Annotated in this window: 17 protein-coding genes and 1 tRNA gene; 9 read left to right on the top strand and 9 right to left on the bottom strand. The window is 71.2% G+C overall.

Annotation, left to right across the window (positions count from 1 at the left end):
- Positions 1–340: 340 nt before the first annotated feature.
- Entirely contained in the window at positions 341–634 is a 294-nt protein-coding gene (locus tag VM889_14710) for a hypothetical protein (GenBank protein ID HVL49804.1), read from the bottom strand.
- Positions 634–1,140, bottom strand: a complete 507-nt coding sequence (locus VM889_14705; protein HVL49803.1) for a helix-turn-helix domain-containing protein — start codon at positions 1,138–1,140, stop codon at positions 634–636. Before VM889_14705 ends, VM889_14710 begins: the two co-directional genes overlap by 1 nt.
- Before the next feature lie 141 nt (positions 1,141–1,281).
- Here VM889_14705 and leuS point away from each other — a divergent pair, with 141 nt between their 5' ends.
- The 4 genes from leuS (at position 1,282) to glmS (ending at position 7,550) form a co-directional block, all read left to right on the top strand.
- A complete protein-coding gene (gene leuS, locus VM889_14700; GenBank protein ID HVL49802.1) occupies positions 1,282–4,212 on the top strand; it encodes a leucine--tRNA ligase in 2,931 nt (976 codons plus the stop codon).
- A 107-nt stretch (positions 4,213–4,319) separates the two neighbouring features.
- On the top strand, positions 4,320–5,453 hold the full coding sequence (locus VM889_14695) for a mechanosensitive ion channel family protein (protein HVL49801.1): 1,134 nt from the start codon (positions 4,320–4,322) through the stop codon (positions 5,451–5,453).
- A gap of 41 nt (positions 5,454–5,494) precedes the next feature.
- Positions 5,495–5,568 (top strand) — tRNA-Val (locus tag VM889_14690).
- Between the two features lie 176 nt (positions 5,569–5,744).
- Positions 5,745–7,550, top strand: coding sequence for a glutamine--fructose-6-phosphate transaminase (isomerizing) (gene glmS / locus VM889_14685; GenBank protein HVL49800.1), 1,806 nt, complete (start codon positions 5,745–5,747; stop codon positions 7,548–7,550).
- Here glmS and VM889_14680 read toward each other — a convergent pair whose 3' ends face one another.
- Genes VM889_14680 through VM889_14670 form a run of 3 tightly spaced genes read right to left on the bottom strand, consistent with a single transcriptional unit; the run spans position 7,551 to position 11,233 of the window.
- Positions 7,551–8,765, bottom strand: a complete 1,215-nt coding sequence (locus VM889_14680) for a prenyltransferase/squalene oxidase repeat-containing protein (protein ID HVL49799.1) — start codon at positions 8,763–8,765, stop codon at positions 7,551–7,553. It abuts the gene before it with no gap.
- Positions 8,762–9,976 (bottom strand): glycosyltransferase family 4 protein, encoded by a 1,215-nt coding sequence (locus tag VM889_14675; protein ID HVL49798.1) that lies wholly within the window; start codon positions 9,974–9,976, stop codon positions 8,762–8,764. The genes VM889_14680 and VM889_14675 overlap by 4 nt, the downstream gene beginning before the upstream one ends.
- A 3-nt stretch (positions 9,977–9,979) precedes the next feature.
- Entirely contained in the window at positions 9,980–11,233 is a 1,254-nt protein-coding gene (locus tag VM889_14670; protein HVL49797.1) for a nucleotide sugar dehydrogenase, read from the bottom strand.
- Between the two features lie 153 nt (positions 11,234–11,386).
- Between VM889_14670 and VM889_14665 the strand changes: the two genes are divergently transcribed.
- The 5 genes from VM889_14665 to VM889_14645 are packed head-to-tail and all read left to right on the top strand — an operon-like array spanning position 11,387 to position 16,474.
- Positions 11,387–12,328, top strand: coding sequence for a glycosyltransferase family 2 protein (locus VM889_14665; protein HVL49796.1), 942 nt, complete (start codon positions 11,387–11,389; stop codon positions 12,326–12,328).
- The gene (locus VM889_14660; protein ID HVL49795.1) at positions 12,325–13,209 is read left to right on the top strand and encodes an NAD-dependent epimerase/dehydratase family protein; all 885 of its coding nucleotides are present in this window, start codon (positions 12,325–12,327) and stop codon (positions 13,207–13,209) included. The genes VM889_14665 and VM889_14660 overlap by 4 nt, the downstream gene beginning before the upstream one ends.
- The gene (wecB, locus tag VM889_14655) at positions 13,206–14,321 is read left to right on the top strand and encodes a UDP-N-acetylglucosamine 2-epimerase (non-hydrolyzing) (protein HVL49794.1); all 1,116 of its coding nucleotides are present in this window, start codon (positions 13,206–13,208) and stop codon (positions 14,319–14,321) included. The genes VM889_14660 and wecB overlap by 4 nt, the downstream gene beginning before the upstream one ends.
- Positions 14,318–15,412 carry a glycosyltransferase family 4 protein gene (locus VM889_14650; GenBank protein HVL49793.1) on the top strand — a complete coding sequence of 365 codons (1,095 nt, stop codon included), beginning with the start codon at positions 14,318–14,320 and terminating at the stop codon, positions 15,410–15,412. Before wecB ends, VM889_14650 begins: the two co-directional genes overlap by 4 nt.
- Before the next feature lie 57 nt (positions 15,413–15,469).
- Complete coding sequence (locus VM889_14645) at positions 15,470–16,474, top strand: peptidoglycan bridge formation glycyltransferase FemA/FemB family protein (GenBank protein HVL49792.1); 1,005 nt, start codon at positions 15,470–15,472, stop codon at positions 16,472–16,474.
- Here the strand turns inward: VM889_14645 and VM889_14640 are convergent, their stop codons facing one another.
- The 4 genes from VM889_14640 to VM889_14625 form a co-directional block, all read right to left on the bottom strand.
- Positions 16,475–18,262: a hypothetical protein gene (locus tag VM889_14640; protein HVL49791.1), complete on the bottom strand. Its 1,788-nt coding sequence runs from the start codon at positions 18,260–18,262 to the stop codon at positions 16,475–16,477.
- The gene (locus VM889_14635; GenBank protein HVL49790.1) at positions 18,259–19,782 is read right to left on the bottom strand and encodes a lipopolysaccharide biosynthesis protein; all 1,524 of its coding nucleotides are present in this window, start codon (positions 19,780–19,782) and stop codon (positions 18,259–18,261) included. The genes VM889_14640 and VM889_14635 overlap by 4 nt, the downstream gene beginning before the upstream one ends.
- On the bottom strand, positions 19,779–21,074 hold the full coding sequence (locus tag VM889_14630; GenBank protein ID HVL49789.1) for a DUF1616 domain-containing protein: 1,296 nt from the start codon (positions 21,072–21,074) through the stop codon (positions 19,779–19,781). The genes VM889_14635 and VM889_14630 overlap by 4 nt, the downstream gene beginning before the upstream one ends.
- A gap of 121 nt (positions 21,075–21,195) precedes the next feature.
- Positions 21,196–21,749: hypothetical protein (locus VM889_14625; protein ID HVL49788.1), on the bottom strand; the 554-nt coding region annotated here is incomplete at its 5' end.

Raw genomic sequence — 21,749 nt, 5'->3', positions numbered from 1 at the left:
GGGCCGTGAAACACGGGCACCGTTCGAGAGAGAACGCGGGTCTCGGCGGGGGTCCAGGGGCGGAGCCCCTGGCGCTGGGGGGTGAGCCGCAGCGTCACGCCGCTGCGGTGGCGACGTTCTGCGGAACGTCTTCACCTTGCGATCTGCGGAACGCTGCGGTGAGCACGAATCCGCAGATTCGTGCGACGTCCAGAGAGGGGGCGCGCGCAGCGCCCCCTCTCTGGCACGGAGTGACACAAGCCGAGGTCGCGCCGCAGCGCGACCTCGGTGTGAAACTTGTGTCACGGAGTGCCCGCTGTAAAGCCCCGAACCTCGCCGCGCGCCGCAGCGCGCGGCGGTTCTAAGTATAATGAATCTGCGCCTCGTCCGGCTTCTTCTTGTCCTCTTCCTTCGCGGCCTCGAGGATGTCGATCGCGAGGACCATGTGGCTCGGGATGACGCGCACCTTGCCCGCGTTCTCCTTCGCCTCCTTCGCGAGCTCGAGCGCGATGCCGTCGATGGTGCCGATGCTCACGACGCCGCGGAAGACGCCGATGCTCTCGATCATCTCGTCGCGGCTTCCGACGCTGAGGATCCGGTACTTCGAGTTGAGCGTGAGCGTAGGCGTGTTCTCATCCTTCTTCGTGTGGCGCATCAGAGGGCCTCCTTGAGGGGGCTCCCGGCCCGCGGGCGCGCGCCTTCGCGGTTGGCGCGCTGCGCGAGGTCGTGGAGGTGGTCGACGGTCTTGCGGTAGTTCTCGAGGGCGACGCGGACGTGCGCCTCGGTGAAGTTCCAGGCCTTCGCGAGGTTGCCGTAGCGCAGGCGGTACGCCTTGCGCGCGCCGGCCTCGCCGGACGGGGCCGCGACCTCTTCGAGGAGGTCGAGGCTCTTGAGCTTGTTGACATGCCGGTACACCGTGGGACGGCTCGTGGCGAGATGGGCCATGAGCTCCTCGACGGTCCACGCCTTGTCGGGGCGGCCGCACAGGCATTCGATGAAGAGGCGGTACGGGACGGACCCACGGACGCTCGCGGGGTCCGCGACGGGGTCGAGACCGTGGCCCATGTACCCGATGTCCGTGAGGAAGCGGAGCGCCACGGTGTCGAGGTCGGCGACGCCGGTCTGCGGCGTGTGGCTCACGACGTTCAGCTCGAAGCCCATGCGGTCGGGACACGGCGCGCGAAGATTAAGCATTGCGCTTGACGCCGGAACGAAAGGTTCCTGACGTACGATCGCCGGACCAGGGCGTTGCGCCGGGGGCCGGGCGAATCGCCTATATATCCAACCTCCCATCGTCGCCGCATGCCCACCGGGGCGGGACCGTTCGCGTCGATCGAGGACAAGTGGCGCCGTCGCTGGCGCGAATCCGGCGCGCATCTCGGCCGCGTCGAGGAGGGCCGCCCCAAGTTCTTCGCGACCTACCCGTACTCGTACATGAACGCGTACGCGCACGTCGGCCACGCGTTCACGATGCTGCGCAACGACGTCACGGTGCGGCGCGAGCGCATGCTCGGGAAGAACGTGCTCTTCCCGTTCGCCTTCCACGTGACGGGCACGCCCATCGTCGCGGCCGCGAACCGCGTGCGCGACGGCGAGCCCAAGCAGATCAAGATCCTGCGCGAGATGGGCATTCCCGAGGCCGATGTCCCGAAGTTCGCGGACCCGTGGCACTGGGTCGCCTACTTCCCGCGCGAGTGGCGCGAGGACGTCGACCGCCTCGGCCTCCACGTCGACTGGTCGCGCGAGTTCCACACCACGGAGAAGAACCCGCACTACGACGCGTTCATCCGATGGCAGTTCCGGCGCCTCCGCGAGGGCGGCTACGTCGCGAAGGGCCGCCACCCCGTCATCTGGTGCCCGAAGGACCAGGCGCCCGTCGCGGACCACGACCGGGCCGAGGGCGAGGGCGAGACGCCGCAGGAGTTCGCGCTCGTCAAGCTCGCGCTCGCGGACGCGCCCGCGGGCCTTCCCGGATCGGGGCCCGTCCACCTCGTCGCCGCGACGCTCAGGCCCGAGACCATGTTCGGACAGACGAACCTCTGGGTGAACCCCGCGGTCCGCTACGCGGTCGCGTCCGTCGGCACGGAGCGCTGGATCGTCTCGAAGCCCGCCGCGGAACGCATGAAGCTCCAGTTCCCGGACCTGACCGTCCTCGACGGCGACGTCGCGGGCTCCGCGCTTGTGGGCCGACGCGTGCGCGCCCCCGCGCGCGACGCCGACGTGCCCGTCCTCCCCGCGACCTTCGTGCGCGAGGACCGCGGCACGGGCGTCGTCACGAGCGTCCCGAGCGACGCGCCCTTCGACTACGCGGCGTTGCGCGACCTCCAGCGCGAGCCGGCGAAGGCCGCGGGCGTCGACCCCGCGCGCCTCGCCGCGATCGCCCCGGTCGCGATCATCGACACGCCCGGCCTCGGCGACCTTCCCGGCGTCGCGCTCGTCGAGCGCGGAAACGTGCGCTCGCAGGCGGACACGGCGGCCCTGGACGCCGCGACGGACGAGGCCTACAAGGCGGGCTTCTACTCGGGCGTCCTCAAGGCCTCCTGCGGCCCGTTCGCGGGGCGCCCCGTGGCCGATGCGAAGGAGGAGGTCAAGGCGTGGCTCGTCGAGCGCGGCGAGGCGGCGGTCTACTACGAGCCCACGGGCCCCGTTGTCTGCCGGTGCCTCACGCCCGCGGTCGTGAAGATCGTCTCCGACCAGTGGTTCATGCGCTACAGCGACCCCGCGTGGAAGGCGAAGGTCCGCGAGGCCTTCGCCGCGATGCAGGTGCATCCCGAGCTCGCGCGCAAGCAGTTCGAGCACGTGATCGGATGGCTCAAGGACTGGGCCTGCGCGCGCGAGGGCGGCCTCGGCACGCGACTTCCCTGGGACGAGCGGTGGATCATCGAGAGCCTCAGCGACTCGACGATCTACATGGCCTACTATGCGATCGCGCCGCATCTCGAGCAGGGCACCGTCACGGGCGCCGCGGGCGAGCGGCCGGGCGTCGACCCCGCGGACCTCACGGACGCGTTCTTCGATTTCGTGCTCCTCGGCCGCGGCGACGCGCGCGCGGCCGCGAAGGGAACCGTGACGCCGGAGGTCGCGCGCGCGTGCCGCCGCGAGTTCGCTTACTGGTATCCGCTCGACTTCCGCAACTCGGGCAAGGACCTCCTCCAGAACCACCTCACGTTCTACGTCTTCAACCACGTCGCGATCTGGGACGACCCCGCGCTGTGGCCCCGGCAGGTGAGCGTGAACGGCTGGGTCACGGTCGACGGCGAGAAGATGTCGAAGAGCAAGGGCAACTTCGTCCTCCTCCGGCAGGCGCTCGACGCTTACGGCGCCTCCGCGACGCGCTTCGCGCTCGCCTACGCGGGCGAAGGCGTCGACGACGCGAACTTCGACCGCACCTTCGCCGAGACGGTCGCGAAGCGCCTCGAGGGCTGGTTCCGGACGATGACGGACGAGACGCCCGTCCGCTCCGACCCGCTCCCCATCGACGACTGGTTCCTGAGCATCCTCCATTCGACCGTCGCCGACGTCGGCCGAGCGATGGACGCGATCGAGCACCGCACGGCGCTCAAGCTCGCCTTCTTCGACCTCGACCGCGAATGGTCGTGGTACGTCCGCCGATCGGGGGGCGTCCCCCGCGCCGACGTCCTCGCGGAGTACCGCGACGTCGCGCACCGCCTCCTTGCGCCCTTCGTGCCGGCCCTCGCCTCCGAGGTTCGCGCCGTCCTCAAGCGCGAGGGCGACGCGATCGACGCGCCCTGGCCGATCCCCCGCGCGGAAGCAATCCGCCCCGACGCCGAGGCGGGCGAGCGCTTCGTGAGGAGCGTCATCGAGGACGTGCGCGAGATCCTGAAGGTGACGGGCATCGCGCCGAAGCGCCTCGCGCTCTACGTTGCCCCCGCATGGAAGCGCCGCATGGACGAGCTCGCCCGCGGGCTCGTCGCCGAGGGGCGGCTTGCGATGCCGGCCCTGATGGCGGCCGCCTCCAAGGACCCCGCCGTGAAGCCGCACGCGAAGGACGCGCCGAAGCTCGCGCAAGACCTCGTGAAGCGTTACCAGGGCGCGACCGTCCCGCCGCCCGCCTTCGACGAGGCCGCGGCGCTTTCGGGCGCGCGCGCCTTCCTCGAAGCCGAGTTCGGGGTCGCCGCGACGGTCCATGCGGCGGATGCGCCGGGACTCGAGGACCCCGCCGGCAAGGCCCGGCACGCCGCGCCGGGACGACCCGCCATCTACGTCGCGTGATCGACGATCGTGGGACCCCGGTTCCACGATCGACGTCGCGCGGGGGCGAAGGTACTTGCCGGTCGGCCGCCCCTTCCGCCTGACCGTCCGCGGGACGGGGGATGGCGATGGTCAACCACACCGATGCGGCGGCGAATGCGACGATGGATACGCCCTTCCTCGGCGCGCCCGGCGCCGAGGCGTGGCTTGCGCCCCTCGCGGTCGCTTTCGGCGGCCTCCTCGCCGGCGTGGTTCTCGCGCGCGTGCTCGTCGGGCTCGCGCGCAAAGGCGCCGAGCGGACCGAAACCGACCTCGACGACGTCCTCGTCGCCGCCCTCGGTCGACCCGTCGTCTGGCTCGTCACGCTCGGATCGCTCTCCGTCGCCGCCGGCCTCGCCCCGCTCGACGACGATGCGCTCGGCCCGACGCGGACCCTCCTTCGGCTCGCGAGCCTCGCGGTCCTCGGCATCGTCGGCGCGCGCGTCGTGCTCGCCATCCTCACCCGCGAGGCGAAGCGACGCCCGTCGCTTCGCGCCGTCGCGCCCCTGGTGCGGCGCGCCGTCGCGAGCGTCTTCGCGCTCGTCGTCCTCCTCATGGGCCTCGAGGCCCTCGGATACTCCATCACGCCCGTGCTCACGACGATGGGCCTCGCGGGCCTCGCGTTCGCGCTCGCGCTCCAGGACACGCTCGGGAACTTCTTCGCGGGCCTGCACCTCCAGGCCGACCGTCCGATCCGCGAAGGGGACTACATCAAGCTCGTCGAGGAGAACATCGAAGGCTACGTCGACCGCATCGGATGGCGCTCGACGCGCATCCGCCAGCTCGCAAACAACCTCGTCATCATCCCGAACTCGAAGCTCGCGGACGCGCTCGTCGTGAACTATTACCTCCCCGAGCCGCGCATGTCGCTCCTCATCCCCGTGAGCGTGCCGTACGGCGTCGACACGCGCCGGGTCGAGGCGCTCCTCGTCGACGAGGCGAAGCGGGCGGCGAAGGACGTGCCCGGGCTTCTCGAAACGCCCGAGCCCTTCGTCCGTTTCATTCCCGGCTACGGCGCGTCCTCCCTCGACTTCACGGTCATCTGCCAGGTTCGTGAATATGTCGATCAGTACCTTGCCCAGCACGAGCTGAGGCACCGCTTCCTCGGCCGCCTGGCGGCGGAAGGCATCTCGATGCCGTTCCCCACGCGGACCCTCCACGTGGTCGGCGCAGAGGCGCGCCCGCAGGCCGCCCTCGACGGCGAGGCGCGGCGCGTGCTCTGACCCTAGGCGTTAAGACCCCGATGAGCCTTGGCGACGCGCCCGGGCACGTAGTTCAGTCGGCTAGAACGCCGCTCTTACAAGGCGGAGGTCGCCCGTTCGATCCGGGCCGTGCCCATCCCGCGTGACCACGCACGCGACCTTCGCGCGTCACGGCTTCGGCGTCGATCCTTCGGCCGATGCGACCCAAGCCTTATTCCGATCCGGCGAGCCGGGCGATGCCGTGACGAGGACAAGGCTGCGTCGACTTCACCGCCGCGCGGAAGCGCCTCCCTGCCGGGGAGGCCGCTGACCATGTGCGGCATCATCGGCTACGTGGGCAACGAACGGGCGGCTCCGATCCTGCTTGCCGGCCTCGCGAGGCTCGAGTACCGCGGATACGACAGCGCGGGCGTCGCCGTCGCGACCCCGCAGGGCATCGTCACCGTCCGCTCGGTCGGCGCCGTTTCCAACCTCGCCGCCGCAGCGATCCCGGACGGGGCGTGCGGAATCGGACACACGCGCTGGGCGACGCACGGGCGGCCGAGCGAGGCGAACGCCCATCCCCATCGCGACTGCACCGGCGATTTCTCCATCGTCCACAACGGCATCATCGAGAACTTCGCCGAGCTCCGCGAGCGGCTCGCCGCGAAGGGACACGCGTTCACGAGCGAAACGGATACGGAGGTCCTGACGCACCTCGTCGAGGACGCCCATCAGGGCGACCTCCTCGAGGCCGTGCGCGAAGCGCTCCGATCCGTGAGGGGCTCGTACGCGATCGTGGTCATGTCGAAGCGCGATCCGGGACGGCTTGTTGCGACGCGGCACCAGTCGCCGCTTCTCATCGGACTCGCGGGTCACGGGCACGTGGTCGCCTCCGACGCGACGGCGGCGATCGGTCAGACGCGCGAGGTCGTCTATCTCGAAGACGGCGACGTCGCCGTCCTCACGAGGGACCGCTGCGAGATCACGGACCGGGCCGGACGGCCCCGCGAAGCCCGCGTCGTCGAGGTTCCATGGTCCCTCGAGCACGCCGAGAAGGGCGGGTTCGACCACTTCATGCTGAAGGAGATCCACGAGATCCCGCGCGCCCTCGGCGAGGCGCTGCGCGGACGGCTCCACAACGCGCCGCTCGACATCGAGGGACGGATCGGCGATGAGGACCTCGGCTCGGCCGAGCGCATCCTCGTTCTCGCGTGCGGAACCTCGTACCACGCGGGACTCATCGGGAAGACCCTGCTCGAGTCGCTCGCCGGGGTTCCCGTGGACGTCCAGCTCGCCTCGGAGTACCGCTACGCTCCGCCCCTTCGCGCCGAGCGCACGCTCGCGATCTGCGTATCTCAGTCGGGGGAAACGGCCGACACCCTCGAAGCGATGCGTCTCGCGTCGCGCCAGGGGCACCCGACGCTCGCGCTCACGAACGTCGTCGGCTCGACGATGACCCGCGAGGCCGACGGCGTCCTGCTCGTGCGCGCGGGCCCCGAGATGAGCGTCGCGGCGACGAAGACGTTCGCGACGACGAGCGCGGTCTTCTACCTGCTTGCGATCCGCATGGCCGCGCTCAGGGGCCGCCCGCTCCCGGAAGGGCTCGTCGCCGGCCTCGAGAAGCTTCCCGAGATCGCGCGCGAGGTGCTCGCCTCCGAATCGCACGTGAAGGCCCTCGCCGAGAAGTTCCTCGCGGAGGCGGAATGCGCGTTCTACGTCGGGCGCCAGGCCGCGCGGGGCGTGGCCCTCGAAGGGGCGCTGAAGCTCAAGGAGATCGCGTACCTCGCGGCCGAGGGCTACGCGGCGGGCGAGCTCAAGCACGGTCCGATCGCGCTCCTCGCCCCCGGGGTCCCGGTCGTCGCGTGCATCCCGCGCGACGCGACCTCCGGCATCATGCTCTCGAACATCCAGGAGGTCCGGGCCCGAGGCGCCCACGTTCTCGCCCTGTTCGACGTGGACGATCCCCGGGCCGAGCGCGCGGTCGAGGCGGCCATCCGCCTTCCCACGGCCCATCCGCTCCTCTATCCGATCACGGCGTCGATCGCGCTCCACCTGCTCGCGTACCACGCCGCGAACGCCCGGGGCTGCGAGATCGACCGTCCGCGCAACCTCGCGAAATCGGTCACGGTCGAGTGATCACGCCCGGGCGAGCACGCGGCTTTCCGCAAGCAGGGCGTCCGCGAGGAACTTCGCGGCCCAGTTCGGATACGCGTACGACTGGTAGGATCCCCAGTGCGGGTACGCGCCGGCGAGTCCCCCCCGGACGCCTTCGTCGCTGGACGTCGTGTCGTGGACCGCGAGGACCGCGTCGAGAAGGCGCGAGGCGCCCGCGAGGTATCGGCCGGGCAGTCCGTCCTCCTCCGCGATCCTCAGCCAGAGAAGGGCGATCTGGGCGGATCCGGTAAGACAGCTCCAGCGGTCGCCGCTTTGCCATGCCTCGTCGAGGCGTCCCGGCACGAGCCCCGGTGGCGCGCGGTTCCATCGCGGCGCGGCGAGATACCGCGCAAGGAGGGCGTCGGCGCCTCGACGCGCGGATTCGGCGAGGATGGAATCCTTGAGGACGACGCCCGTCTCGTGGAGACCTTCGAGCGTGTAGGCGAGGGTGTGCGTGAGAGGCGTGTCGCCCGTTCGGAAAGCGGCCTCGGAGAACCACCCGCTCGGGCGCTGCCGCGCCAGGGCCCACGCTGCGTGGCGGCGCGCGGCGTCGGCGTAGTCGCGCGTTTGCGTCGTCTGCGACAGGGCCGCGAGGGCCCAGGCGGTCCGGGTCTCGTACACGTGGGGAATGTCGTGGTATTCGTGCCGGCGCCAGGCGCCGTCGTCATCCTGGGCTCGAACGAGCCAGTCGCCCGCTCGCCGCGCGGCCTCGAGGAAAGCGGCGTCGCGCGTCTCGCGATGGGCCCGGACGAGACCCTGGAGGATCTGGCCCACGTCGAACACGACCGGCGGCCGCTCGGGATCGGTCCCGAATCCTCCCGGAAACGACCCGTCCGGCCGCTGGATCGAGACGAGCCACCGGGCCATGCGCGTCGCCCGCTCGGCCTCGGCCGCGCCGCCCGTCGCGTTCGCGAGGTCGTAGAACGTGCACACGATGTAGCCCGTGGTCTCGGGGTATGGCGGATACCAGCCCCGTCGGAGGCTGTATGCGGCGGAAACGCCGCCCCCCGAAACGTCCTGCGCTCGCGCAAGCCAGGCGATCGCGGCCGCGAGATGCTCCCGGCGCGTCCCGGGGGGACGCGGTCCGCGCGTCGCGGCCGCGAACGCGGAAGGCCTGAGCGCGCGCCACGACGAGAAGTTCCGCAGCATCCGCGCCGAGCGCGATTCGAAAGCGAGGCGTTCGACGAGCGATCTCACGCGCTCCCCTCCGCAAGGTCGACCATGACCGCGAGGAGCCGCGCCGCGACCGCGCTCCGGTCCCCGCGCTCCTCGACCCAGGCGCGTCCCCGCTTGCCCATCTCGGCGCGCCGGTTCTCGTCGTCGAGCAGCGACGCCATCGCGCGGGCGACCTCGTCGGCGTCGGCGTCCGGCACGAGGCCCGCGCGGGTCTCCTCCGCAAGGCGCCGGATCTCCCCGCGGCCGAGGCCGATGAACGGCACGCCGCAGGCCATCGCCTCGTAGGCCTTCGTCGGGATGGCGTAGTCGAGGCTCGCGCGGTCCCGGATGGGCGCGAGGGCCGCGACGCTCGACGCGACGAGCGTGGGGATCCCCTCGCGGGGAACAAGTCCGTGGAAGCGGACCCGTCCGGCGAGTCCGCGCGCCTTCGCGAGGGCCTCGAGCCGCACCCGTTCCTCGCCCTCGCCCGCGATGTCGAGCCGGACGTCGGGATACCGGTCGGCGATGCGGGCGAATCCCTCGATCATCGTGTCGAGATCCTGCGCGGGTCCGAGAAGCCCCGCGTAGACGAATCTGCGGCCCGTCGGGGCTCCCGGGGTGAAGCGGCGCGTGTCGACGCCGTTCGGCGCATCGAGCAGCTTTCCGGCGACATCGGGGTGACGCTCGACGAGCCTTTCGCCGAGCCGGGGCGTGACCACGGCGACGCGGTCGGCGGCCGCGAGCGCGCGGGCCTCGAGGCGTCGGGTCGCGCGCGTCGCAACGGCGTCCTCGCGCACGAAACCCAGGTCCACGGCCGCGTCCACCCAGAGGTCGCGGACGTCGAGGACGAGCGGCTTGCCGTGGAGCCGTTTCATGACGAGCCCTGCCCAGGCGGTGAAGACCGGAGGCATCGTCACGAACACCGCGTCGTAGCGGCGCCCCGCGACGAGCAGGCGCAGGGAGGCGTGGAGCGGGAAGCTGACGTAGCCCGCGACCCGGCTCGCGAAGCCCGCCTCGCGGCCGGGCTGCCACGCGGCGAGGTTCACGACCTCGACGCCGTTCAATGCGCGTCGACCAGAAAGCCGCCACGATCTCGGGAAGGCGCCGGGCGGGAAGGAGGGGTGCGGCGCGAGGACGGTCACGCGGGCGCCCGCTGCGGCCCATCGCTCGGCGAGGTCTGAAACGCGCGAGGCGCACCCCGTGCTTTCGGGCGCGTAGTAAGGCGAGACGACGAGGATCCTCGGTTGCGCCACGCGTCACACCACGTCAAGCCCGAAGCCTTCCGCGGTCCACGCCGGCCGATCGAGGAAGCCCCGCGTGTCGACGGCGCGCCGCGTCCTCATGGAAGCGGCGGCCCGGCGCGGGTCGAGGCGGCGGAACGCGTCGTGGTCGGTCGCGAGCACGATGCAGTCGGCGCCTTCCAGGGCCGCCTCGAGCGGCATCGTGGGCCATCGCTCGACGGGGACGTGGGGATCGACCGCGCGGATCTCGATGCCGGCGATCCGTTCGCCGAGGAGCCTGGCGATCGCGAGGCTCGGCGATTCGCGGATGTCGTCGACGTTCGCCTTGTAGGCCACGCCGAGGAGCGCGACCACGGGACGGTCGACGTCGCGCACCGCGGCGGCCACGAGATTCGCGACGTGGGAGGGCATCGCGTCGTTCACCTCGCGCGCGGCGCGCAGCACGCGCGCCCATGGCGCGGCCTCCACGAGGAACCACGGATCCACCGGAATGCAGTGCCCGCCGACGCCTGGGCCGGGAGCGTGGATGCGGACGCGCGGGTGGAGGTTCGCGATCGCGATGGCCTCGCGCGCGTCGATCCCGAGCGACCTCGCGACGAGCGCGATCTCGTTCGCGAAGGCGATGTTCACGTCGCGGAACGCGTTCTCGGCGAGCTTCACGAACTCGGCCGTCGTCGCGTCCGTTTCGATGATGTGGCCCTTGACGAACGTCGCGTAGAGCGCCGAGGCGTAGGCGGTCGCCTGGGGCGTGAGGCCGCCGACGACGCGGTGGTTCGACGCCATCTCGTGGAGCGTGTTGCCGGGTAGGACCGTCTCGGGGCAGTGGACGACGTGGAGGTCCCGCTTCGCGTCGAGACCGCTCGTCTCGAGGATGGGGGCGAATACGTTCGCGGTCGTTCCCGCGGGGACCGTGCTCTCGAGGATCACGAGGTCTCCCCGTCGGACGACCGGGGCGAGCGCCTTCGCGGCGGCCTCGACGTAGCTCAGGTCGGCCGTCTTCGTATGCTCCGAGAACGGCGTCGGCACGCACACGATGTGTGCGTCGGCGGGACCGAGCGTGTCCACGGGCTCGAGCCGACCCGAGGCGAGGGCCTGCCGCGTCGCGGCGAGGAGACCGGGTTCCTCGATGTGGATCTCGCCCGCGCGCAGCCGGTCGATGATCTTGCGGTTCACGTCGTAGCCTCGGACCGTATGGCCCGCCGCGGCCAGGATCGTGGCCGTCGGGAGGCCGATGTAGCCGAGCCCCAGCACCGAGATGGTCTTCGTCATCCTTCACGCTCCGGTTCCCGGCCTCGGCCGGGCAGGAGGACGGGGCTTGCTCGTGGCCCTTTCCCGTTTCTCGCACGAATCGCGGATTCGGCCCTTCGAGCGCTGACCCAGGATGCTCATGCAGGCGCGCTCGCGCGGCCCGCGAGGTTCCCCATGAACGGCCAGGCTGCACGGGAAGGGCTCATCGCCGACCCCGCCGCAAGAGCGCGGCTCGTGGTCGCGATTCCCGCCTACAACGAGGAGGTCGGCATCGGAAGCGTGGTCCTCAGGACCCGCGAGCACGCGCGCGACGTCGTCGTCGTCGACGACGGATCCACGGACGACACCGCGCGCGTCGCGGAGCTCGCGGGCGCGCGCGTCATCCGCCATGCCTCGAACGGCGGATACGGAGCCGCGTTGAGGACGATCTTCCGGACGGCCCGCAACGAGGGATGGGAGGCCCTTGCGATCCTGGATTCGGACGGCCAGCACGACCCCTCGGATCTTCCCGAGGTCGCAGGGCCTGTCCTTGCCGGCAAGGCGGATGTCTCGATCGGGTCGCGGTTCGTCGAAGCCGGGAGCGCGAGCGACGTCCCGGCGTACCGCAAGCTCGGCATCAAGGTGCTCACGAGCCTCGGCAACGTCGGCGCGAGGGGCGATGCCCGCGTCACCGACGGGCAAAGCGGGTTCCGTGCCTATTCCCGTCGGGCGATCGAGGCGATCGACCCCACGGACGACGACATGGGCATCAGCGCGGAGATCCTCTTCCAGGCGCGCAAGGCCGGCCTCGCGTTCGCCGAGGTGCCGATCCGCGTCCGGTACGACGTGGACGGGTCCTCGCAAAACCCCGTGAGGCACGGCCTCGGGGTCGTGCGGTCGATCGCCCGCTTCGCGGAGGTCGAGCACCCGTTCCTCGTGCTCGGGCTTCCGGGCCTCGCCCTCTTCCTGCTCGGTCTCCTCGTCGGGGCGAGCGAGCTTGCGGGCATCGAACGGGGAGACGCGAGCGCGCTTGCGATCGCGCTCGCCGCGGCCGTCGCCTTCACGGGATTCGCGCTCGGCCTCACGTCGCTCGTGCTGCACGCGTTCGTTTCGGCGACGCGGGGGCGTGCCGCTTGAGGACGACGCTCGTCACGGGATCGGCGGGTCAGCTCGGATCGTACGTCGTCGACATGCTCTGCGAGCGCGGCCGACCCGTCCTGGGCCTGGACCGCAGGCCTTCGCGGTGGACGAACATCGTCGCCGACGTGCGCACGCACGGCGCCGCGCCCGCGGGCGTCGGAGCGATCGTCCACTGCGCGGCGCAGGTGAGCGTTCCCCTTTCGGTGGCGTCGCCCCGCGAGGACGCGGCGGAGAACGTGGACGGAACGCTCGCGATGCTCGAGGCGGCGAGGAGCTTCGACGCCCGATTCGTCTTCATCTCCTCCGCGGCGGTCTACGGGGACCCTTCGAAGACGCCCATCCGCGAGGATTCCCCGGTCGAGCCCGTGAATCCCTACGGCTTGTCGAAGGCCGTGGGCGAGCGCTACACGAACCTGTACGCGCGCCTCTACGGGCTCGAGACCGTGATCCTGCGGCCCTTCAACGTCTTCAGCCCGCGCGCGGATCCGTCGAGCCCCTACTCGGGCGTCGTGACGCAATTCGTCCGCGCCGTCTCCGAAGGAAGGCCCCCCGTCCTCCACGGCGGCGGCCTCGCCACGCGCGACTTCGTGCACGCGACGGACGTCTCGCGCGCGGTCCTCCTCGCGCTCTCGGAAGACCGAGCGAAGGGGGGAACCTTCAACGTCGGGACCGGGCGGCCGACGAGCATCCGCGACCTCGCGGCGCTCGTCGTGAAGCTCGCGGGGTCGGCGGTGAGACCCGTCGACGGCGAAGCACGGAGGGGCGACATCGCGGCAAGCGTCGCGGACGTGTCCCGCCTCGTCGCGCTCGGACACCGTCCCGCGACGGACCTCCCGCGACAGCTCGGCGAGATCGTGGCGCAAGGGGCGATCCCGTGAAGGTTGCGGTCGTCCTCGGGACGCGGCCCGAGATCGTCAAGATGAGCCCCGTGATCCGCGCGCTCGACCGGCGCGGCGTCGAGCACGACGTCATCCACACGGGGCAGCACTACTCGCGCGAGATGGACGCGGTCTTCTTCGAGACGCTCGCGCTTGCGCCGCCCGCCTTCAATCTGGAGGTCGGCTCCGGAAGCCACGGGGCGCAGACGGGCCGCATCCTCGCGGGCGTCGAGGAGGCGCTTCGCGCTTCGTCCCCGGACGTCGTCCTCGTCCAGGGCGACACCAACACCGTCGTCGCCGGGGCGCTTGCCGCCTCGAAGCTCGGGATCCGGGTCGGGCACGTCGAGGCCGGCCTCCGGAGCTTCGACCGCTCGATGCCGGAGGAGATCAACCGGGTCGTCGCGGATCACGTCGCCGACCTCTTGTTCGCGCCCACGGCCGCGTGCGCCGCGACGCTCGCCCGCGAGGGCATCCCGGCGACGCGCGTGCACGTCACCGGCAACACGGTGGTCGACGCCGTTTTCGCGCACCGCGACCTCGCGGCCGCGCGGTCGACGGTCCTTGCGGAACTCGGCGTCGCGCCCGGGGGGTACCTCCTGCTCACGGCGCATCGCCAGGAGAACGTGGACGACGCCCGGCGCTTCGCGGGCATCCTCGCGGGAGCCGCCGCGGCGGGCGAGGCCCTCGGGGCCCCGGTCCTCTACCCGATCCATCCCCGCTCGCGCAAGATGCTCGCGCGGCATGGGCTCGACGCGCGCAGCGTGCGGCTCGTGGACCCCCTCGACTTCCTCGGCTTCCTCGCCCTCGAATCCCGCGCCCGCCTCGTCCTTACGGACTCGGGCGGCGTCCAGGAGGAGGCGTGCGTGCTCGGCGTGCCGTGCGTGACGCTTCGGGACAACACCGAGCGTCCCGAGACGATCGACGTGGGCGCGAACCGGCTCTCGGGCGTCGATCCGGCGTCGATCCAACGCGCGGTTCTCGAAGCGGACGCCGCCTTGCGCGCGTGGACGAATCCCTTCGGCGACGGGCGCGCGGGAGAGCGCATCGTCGACCTCGCGCTCGCGTCCCCGCCTTCCCGGGCGCCCGGTCTCGGGGGGCGCGCCTCGGCATGAACGTGGTCATGCTGCGGGGAACGCTCGCGGACGCCGACGCGCGGCTCTCGAAGGAGCGGAGGGCCCTCGAGCGCGCGGGCCACGACGTCCACGTGATCGATTGGGACTTCAGCGGCGCGGGAAGCGGGCCGGGCATCGGCGTCACGCGGTACGCGCGCCGCGTCGCGCGCGGGACGTGGGCTCTCGCGCCGGCGCTCCCAGGATGGTGGCGCTTCATCCGGCGCGCGCTTGCGACGCGCGATTGGGACGTCGTCCACGCCTGCGACCTCGATACGCTGCCCGCGGCCGTCGCCGCGGCGCGGCGATCGGAAGGCCTCGTCGTCCACGACGTCTTCGATTACTACCCCGACATGCTCGCAGGTCAGGTCCCCCGCGTCGCGGACCTCGCGATGCGCGCGTGGTACCGGCGGCTCCTCGCGCGCGTCGACGGCCTCGTCATCGCCGACGAGGCGCGGGCCTTCCAGGTCGCTCCCCGCACACCCGACGCGGTGGTGATGAACACGCCCGAGGATCTCGGCCCTCCGGGACCTCCCCGGCGGCGGGACGGCCCGCTGCGCGTCTTCTACGCGGGGGCCCTCGTGCGCGCGAGGGGTCTTTTCACGCTTCTCGATGCGGTCGCCTCACGGGCGGACGTCGATCTCGTCCTCGCCGGCTACGGTCGCGACGAACGCGCGGTCGAAGCGCGGGCGTCCTCGCTTCCGAACGCCCGCTTTCTCGGCAGGATTCCGTACGAGGAGGTCCTCGACCAGAGCCGCGCGGCGGATGTCCTCGTCGCGTTCTACGATCCCGCGAGCCCGAACAACCGTCTTGCGAGCCCCAACAAGCTCTACGAGGCGATGATGCTCGGCAAGCCCCTCGTGACGAACGACGGCACGCTCGCGGCCGCGCGGGTCCGGCACCACGACGCGGGTCTCGTCGTCCCGTTCGGCGACGCGGCCTCCCTCGGCGCGGCCCTGGATCGGCTGATGCGTGACCCCTCGCGCGCGGGCGAGCTCGGAACGAACGGGAGGCGCGCATACGAAAAGGCGTATGCATGGTCGACCATGGAGGCCCGGCTCGTCGACCTCTACGCGCGGCTCGAGGGCGCGTGAAGCGCGCCCGGCCGTGTGTCACAATGCTTTTTCCCTCTGAAACGCGCGGCGGACGGCATGCGTGAGGAGACCGTGCACCTCAACGGCCGCGAGGAAGGCGAGAAGGCCGTCGTTCCCGACGATCCGTTCGTGACCCGGCCATTTCTCGAAGCCGCAAGCCTCCTTCCGCCGGGTCGCGGAAGGGGTTTCACCTTGTCGGCGCGAGCCGGCGCCGCGACGCACCATTGGGGCGTCGTTGAAATGTCGCGTTTCGGCCTCAAGGCCGCCGTGGCCTGGGCCGCCCCCTCGGGGCCCCCGGGGTCGGGCCGCGCCGCGGTGTGGCCCTCGCTGCTCAGCGCCGTCGCGGACCGCGGCCATGCCGTGCTGCGCATGGGGAGCCATTCGACGGTGCGGCTCGGCGCGGCCGACCTCGCAAGCATCCGGAGCTTTGCGGCCGAAGCGGGATGGCGGCTTCGGACCTCGCCCTTCGGAACCTACGTCATTGATCTCCGGATCCCCGAGGAGAAAAGGGCAACCCTCCTCGAGCGCAACCATCGGCAGGCTGTTCGCAAGACGGACAAGGCCGGAATGGCGCTTGCGCGCCTCGACAGAGCAAGCCTCCGCGAGTTCATGCGCGTGAGCGACGAAACCTACCGTCGCCAGGGGCTCGAGCCGCATCCTCGCCGCTATTTCGAGGCGCTCATCGACCAGCCTCGATCCTTCCGGTTCTACGCGGCGATCGATCGCGAGGGGCGCCATCACGCGAACGCCGTCATCGCGGTCCGCGGCGCCCACGGCATCTATCTTCACGGCGGGTCGGGCCATCGCGACGTGCCAGGCGCGGGCGTCTGGCTCCATTGGCGCATCGCGAACGACCTCGCGGAGAGCGGATTCACGGCGTACGACCTCGGCGGCGTGGACGTGACCGAAGCCGAAGGGAAGGCCGCCGGGATCAGGGCCTTCAAGGCCCGGTTCGGCGGCGTTTTCGAGCGCTATGAGGCGCTCGACGTCGTCTTCCGCCCGCGCCTCGATTCAGCCCTGAGGCACGCGCTCGCCCTCGCCCGGCGCCTGCGCCTCGTCTGATCAGCATTCGAGGACAACCTGGTTGCGCGCACTCGCATAGACGACCCGGGGTTCGGCGACGGTCCATGCGGCGCCGGGGTCGCGCAGGCACAGGATTCCCCGCGGTCCCTGCTCGATGAGCTCGGACGGGAGACGGTCCGCCACCGCTTGCCGGTCGAGCGTCCGGACGTGGTCGATCGCGACCTTCGGATCCTGGTGGAAATAGTCCACGAACGCGCGCGTCACCCGGAAATCGCGGCCCGCGGCGGCCACGATGGACCAGTCGCGGAAAGCGCGGTCCTCCTCGTCGAAGCCGTACCGCGCGAACACCGGGCCGTCGTCGCCCATGTTCGTCGAAAACGCCACGCCGTCGAGCGCGAGGAAGGGAAGACCCATCTGGCTCGCGGCCACGAGCACGGAGCCCGCGAGCAGGGCCTTCGACGCCCACGCGGCCTCGCGGTTCCGGGACCGTTTCATGGGCCCGCTCACGCCCCACCAGAGGGTGGCGAGCGAGGCTGAGAGGACGAGCGCGATGGCGAAAAGGCGGTTCGCGTCGAGCGTGGTGGGGACGAGGAAGCCGACCGCGGTGAGGCCGAGGGCGACGGTCTGGGTCGCGAAGAGGCGCAGCCGCCCCGAGGCCACCCGCCGGCCCCGGTAGATGTCGAGCGCCTGCCGGATCCATCCCGCCGCGATGGCCGAGGCGACGACGAGGAGCGAGATCCGGATCGACCAGTAGCCGAGGCTGCCGCCGCGCCCGAGGGTCTCAGCGAGCGTCTCGCCGCTTCGCCTGAAATCCTCGCCCGCGAGCTTGCGCGCGATCGCCTCGATGGGGTACGTCGCGGAATTGACGAGCATGTCGAACACGTAGGGGATGGCGGCGTACCACGCGACGAAGATGACGCAACCCACGAGGAGGAGCAGACCCAGCCGGAAGCTCGGCACGGTCGTCACGAGCCCGGCCCGCCGCCACTTCCAGAAGTAGGCCCATTCTGCGGCCCAGGCGACGCCGAGCGTGAGGAGGACGAGCACGCTCGTGGTGTAATGGGTGAACACGAGCGCGACGACGAGCGTGGCGCCGAGCACGAGCGTGCGGGTCTCGCTCAGCGGGCGGCTCGTCACGACGTAGAGGAGCGCGAGGGCGATGAGCATCGAGATCGAGGCTTTGGCGATCTGGGCCGTGCTTTCCCAGAAGGAGAGCGCCGAAACCGCGATGAAGACCGCGGCGAAGGCGCGGCGAGGATTCACGGCCCGTTCGAAGACGAGGAAAAGAGGTATCGAGACGGCGGCAAGCATCGCCGGATAGGCGTATTTCAGGATCGTGTGCGCATCGAGACCCGTGAGGCCCGTGAACATGCGCGTGCCGACGATGAGCCACACGGAGCTGAAGCTGATCTCCGGCAGGTCGAGGGGATCCCAGTGATAGGCATCGCCGAAGTGGACGACCGCGCGGAATTCGCGGTGGACGTCGCTTCCCATGAGGTTGTCCGTGCGCGCGGTGAAGCCCGCGACCGCGAAGAGGGCCCATGCGAAGAGGAAGAGAACGAGCACGCCGGCCCGCTGCTCGTTCGCGTTCACGTAGAGGGCTGCGAAGAGGGCGAGGCCGATGATCGTCGCCACGATCTGACCCTCCCGAGCCCCCGTCTTCTCGATGAGCAGGATTCCGACGAGGCCGGAAACGGCGAAGAGGACGACGAGCGCGGTCGAGACCCCGGGGTGGTAGGCGAGGGCCGCGGCCTTCTGGACGAGGCCGGATCGGTCGAGCCGCGAGGCCCACGACGGCGCGACGCGCTCGAAGACGGCGCCCGTCACGTCTGCGGCCTCCTGACGACGGCCGCGAGCGAGCGGCGGGCCCGGCCCCATTCGTCGCGGCGCACCTCGCCCGCAAGCAGCACGGCGGCCGCGAAGGTGGCAAAGGCCGCGGCGATCGCGGCCGATCCGGCCGCGAGGTGGCCCGCGCTCGCGAACGCGCCGGCCGCGCCCAGGCCGGCAAGGGCCGCAAGGCCCCCGGCGGCCGCGACGTTCGCGGCTGTCCTCCAGGGAAAGCGCCAGCGGATCGAGGATCCGGGCACGATGCCGACGAGGATCGGATAGAGCCAGAAGGCGATGCACGAGGCGATGGCGGCGCCGAGGAAGCCGTGCGAGGGAACGAGGAGCGCGGCAAGGACGAGGTTCGCCGCGACGCAGGTTCCGAGGATCGCGAACACGACGCCCGTGCGGCGCTCGATCTCGAAGCGCTTGTTGCCGAAGAGCCCGAGGTTCCAGCCGATGAAACCCGCGGCGATCCAGGGCACCACGACGTGACCGTCGCGGAACTCGGCGCCGAGGAGGACCGCCGAGAGGGCCGGCGCCGCGACGGCGACGCCGATCGCGACGGGCGTCGTGATCAGGAGGAAGTAGCGCGTGAAGCGCTGGATGAGGCTTTCGAGCTCTTCGCGGTTCTCGGTCTCCCCCGCCCTCACGAGGATCGGCTGGGCGGCCATGAGGAGGGGCGCGAGCGACAATGTCACGAGCTCGGGCAGGGCCTGGTATCCGGCGTGGAAGAGGCCGACCTCGGCCGCGCCCCGATGATATTGGATCACGAGACGGTCGACCGCGGCGAACGCCTGCTCGCCGAGGAACCACCCGGCGAGCGGGAAGGCGTAGACGAAGGCGGCCCGCGTGTAGTCGAGGCTTCCTCGGGCCGCCCCGAACGGCCTCAGGAGGCCGGCCTTCCAGGCCCCGAAGGGGAGGGGGAGGAGGAGCGCCACGAGGAGGGCGACGAGGAGGGCCTCGACGTCGGCGCGCCAGTAGATCAGGAGAGCGAGGCCGAACGCGAGCGTGAGGACGCCGCGCGCGATCTCCATGAGCGAGTACGACCAGGAGGCGAGGCGCGCCATGAGGACGAACTGCACATTGTAGAACGCGACGACCGCGACGAGGATCGCAATCGCGAGGCCGAAGAGGCGCGCGTAGGGTCCGAGCGCGCCGCCGGCCGTCGCGTATAAAGCGCCGGCGATCGCGACGAGCACGACGAGCGTCGCCGCGATCGCGGTCGCATGGTGCGCAAGGAAGGTCGCGGCCTCGCCGCGTCGCTCGTAAGCCGGATAGAACCTCAGCGCCGCCTGCTGGGTCCAGCCGCTCGAGGCGGCCGCGACGAGGAGCACGACGTTGACGAGGAGTCCATATTGCCCGAGCGCCTCGCGCGAGAGGAGACGCGTCGCCGCGAGGAGGATGACGAGCCCGACCATCGCGGGAAGACCCCGCGCGAGCGCGTAGGCGAACGTGTCCTTCGCGAGCTGCTGCCCGTGGTTGAGCGGGCGCGGACCGGCTTCGACGGGGTCCCCGCTCACGGCGACACCTCGATGAAGACCGTTCCCCGTCCGTTCGGATGCGTGGCGGGTGTCGTGCCGTCGAGCAGGGCCGTGAGGCGATAGGCTCCGGGTTTCGCGGGCGAGAAGACCACGGTGGCGCTCCAGGGCTCGCCCGGCGTCAGGTCGAAGCGCCAGCGGTCGAGGATCATGACCTCGGCGGGCGTGAAGCCCCCGGAGGTGAGGTTGCCACGCTCCGCGAAGAGGATGAGGTCGACGGCGACGCTCGCCGAGGACGCGGGCATGGCGGCCGCCGTGAGGACGACGGGACGGCCGACGAGGGTCGACGCGCTCGAGGCGGAAAGGCCCACCACGACCTCGGAGGAGAGGGGCGGTCGGGCGTCGAACCAGAAGCTCAGCCGTCGCTCCTCGATGCCGGGCGCAAAGAGGACGAGCCCGAAACGGTGGAGCCCACCGTCCGCGGCGGGCACCTCGAGATCGAAGGATTCCCGGCTTCCGGCGCTCACGGGAACCTCGAAGGAGCGCGCCTCAACCGTCGATTGCGGGACGAACCGGGCGCCGGGCCCGTCGTGCGACCATGCGCCGCGCTCGAGCGCGTAGTCGATGGTGTAGACGAGGTCGACGCCCTCCTGGTTCGCGACGACGGCCCGGAAGCGGGCGGCGCTTCCGGCCTCGACCGAGGTGACGTAGGCGGCCGAGCGGCCGTATTCGTCCAGAAGCTCGAAGGACGTGTAGCGGGCGGGCGGCTTCTCGATCGAGGCGAGGTGCGCGGCGGCGCCGACCCCGGCGAGGACGAGGAGCCCCACGACGGCGAGCGTCGCTCCGGCCGGAAGCTTCGCGGCGTGCCGCGAGGCCAGCCGCGCGTTCGCGAAGGGGTCGAACCGGTCGGCGGGTGCGAGTCGCAGCCTCCGGGTGCCGCCCGCGATCGCAAGAAGCAGGGTGATGGCGAAGAGCGAGACCGCGACGGATCGCGGCGCAAGGCCCGTGGGCGTCGTGTTCGTCGCGACCCCCAAAATGGGGACGAGGCCGACGCCCGCCCCGAGCGCGAGCGCGAAGCGCTCGAGTCCCGTGAGGCCGAGCGGGGTCAGCCCGTCTTTCGCCTGGGCGCGGCGCCGTTCGGGAAAAAGCGCCGCAACGAGCGCGTATCCTGGGGCGAAGAGCAGGAGGAAGGTTCCGGCGGGCACGCGCAGGAGGGGGGGCGCCTCGAACCAGACGGCCGCGGTCGAGACGAGAGCCGCGACAGCAAGGCCGACGAGGTCGAAGATCGACCCGAGCGAGGGAGGGCCGGTGTCGTCCCCGCGCTGGCTCTGCATCGGTCCGGCCGACCGCTCAACGCTCTTTCCGGTTTGTGATACAGGGTTCGACACGAGTCCCCGATCGAGGCGAGAAAGAGGGAGGGCGGGACGCGGCCGCCGGGCCGCGTCCCGTGACGCCTCAGGGCCACGTCATGGCGGGCGACGTGACGACGCTCCCGTCGGTCGCCTTGACGACGAACTTCACCGAGGCGCCGTTCGGGACGTAAAACGACTTCGCCCACGTCCCGTAGCTCGTCGCCGAAAGGGCGACCGGAGCGCCGTTGTTCACGACGGCCTCGACGCTCGCAAGCGTCTTGGTGGCGTCGACGCGAACCTCGACCCACCAGTTGTTCGCCGCGTGCTTGTGCACGGTGGCCGAGAAGGTGCCGGGCGCGGGAAGCGACGGCGCGCTCGTCAACCTGGCGTCGGGCCACGTGTACCAGCCGCTCGTGGCCGACTTGCCGTCGGGCGCGTACGCCGTGAAGCGGACGAGGCTCCCCGTTTCGACGTAGAACGAGAGACCCCATCCCGTCCAACCGAGGTGGTTGAGCGCGCGCGGGGGCGCGCCGTTCACGCTCACCTCGACGCGCGCCGGCCAGCCGCCGAGCACGTCCGTCGAGACCCACCAGTTGTTGCCTCTCGGCGCGAAGGTGACCGGGTAGGTCGAGGGCGATGGCGAGGGCGAGGTGGGTG

The organism is Candidatus Thermoplasmatota archaeon (assembly GCA_035540375.1).
Classification (GTDB): Archaea; Thermoplasmatota; SW-10-69-26; order JACQPN01; family JAJPHT01; genus DATLGO01.
This window is presented reverse-complemented; position numbering and strand designations above follow the sequence as displayed.

What these genes read in the sequence shown, in the direction of transcription:
- VM889_14665 (HVL49796.1), top strand. Translation starts at nt 11,387, where the DNA reads ATGAACGGCCAGGCTGCACGGGAAGGGCTCATCGCCGACCCCGCCGCA.
- VM889_14670 (HVL49797.1), bottom strand. Translation starts at nt 11,233, where the DNA reads ATGACGAAGACCATCTCGGTGCTGGGGCTCGGCTACATCGGCCTCCCG.
- VM889_14650 (HVL49793.1), top strand. Translation starts at nt 14,318, where the DNA reads ATGAACGTGGTCATGCTGCGGGGAACGCTCGCGGACGCCGACGCGCGG.
- leuS (HVL49802.1), top strand. Translation starts at nt 1,282, where the DNA reads ATGCCCACCGGGGCGGGACCGTTCGCGTCGATCGAGGACAAGTGGCGC.
- VM889_14705 (HVL49803.1), bottom strand. Translation starts at nt 1,140, where the DNA reads ATGGGCTTCGAGCTGAACGTCGTGAGCCACACGCCGCAGACCGGCGTC.
- VM889_14630 (HVL49789.1), bottom strand. Translation starts at nt 21,074, where the DNA reads ATGCAGAGCCAGCGCGGGGACGACACCGGCCCTCCCTCGCTCGGGTCG.
- VM889_14695 (HVL49801.1), top strand. Translation starts at nt 4,320, where the DNA reads ATGGTCAACCACACCGATGCGGCGGCGAATGCGACGATGGATACGCCC.
- VM889_14710 (HVL49804.1), bottom strand. Translation starts at nt 634, where the DNA reads ATGCGCCACACGAAGAAGGATGAGAACACGCCTACGCTCACGCTCAAC.
- glmS (HVL49800.1), top strand. Translation starts at nt 5,745, where the DNA reads ATGTGCGGCATCATCGGCTACGTGGGCAACGAACGGGCGGCTCCGATC.
- VM889_14645 (HVL49792.1), top strand. Translation starts at nt 15,470, where the DNA reads ATGCGTGAGGAGACCGTGCACCTCAACGGCCGCGAGGAAGGCGAGAAG.